This window comes from Roseateles sp. P5_E1 (assembly GCF_054049335.1).
Window position 1 is genome coordinate 1 of sequence record NZ_JBFUMN010000230.1, and the last position, 670, is coordinate 670.

1 pseudogene is annotated in these 670 nt (G+C 69.2%); it reads left to right on the forward strand.

The window, feature by feature from the left end:
- Positions 1-670, forward strand: a pseudogene (locus tag ACXJKJ_RS30755) (heme utilization protein); the annotation flags it as partial.

Below are 670 nucleotides of genomic sequence, written 5' to 3' on the forward strand. Positions count from 1 at the left end.
CGACCAGCTGCGCGCGCTCAGCTCCAGCCAGATCAACGCGCTGACGACCGACCAGATCCGCACGCTGAACACGGACGACCTCAACAGCCTGGCGTCCGACCAGTTCAACAAGCTCTCCACCGCCCAGGTCGCCGCGCTGACGACGGCGCAGCTGAGCCACCTGACGACGGACAGCCTCAACGCCATGGGCTCGGCCCAGTTCGCGACGCTGAACTCCACGCAGTTCGGCTCGCTGACCTCTGACCAGCTGCCGACGATGGAAACGGCCGACCTGCGCGCCGTCACGACCGCGGCACTGCGCGGCCTCTCCTCCGACCAGATCCAGACGCTGACCTCCGACGAGGTGGGCGTCCTGACCACGGGCCAGATCGCTGCGCTGACCACGGCCCAAGTGCAAGGCCTGACGGCCGGCGACATGACGGCCCTGGGCACCGCCCAGATCGCCGCCCTGGGYTCGGCCCAGGTGTCGGCCCTGAACACCGACCAGCTGTCGGCCATCGAGGCSGCYGACATGAAGTCGCTGAGCACGGCCGCCCTGCGYGGCCTGACCAGCACCCAGCTGGAYGGCCTSACCWSCGACCAGCTGCGCGCSCTSAGCTCCAGCCAGATCAACGCGCTGACGACCGACCAGRTCCGCACGCTGAACACGGACGACCTCAACAGCCTGGCG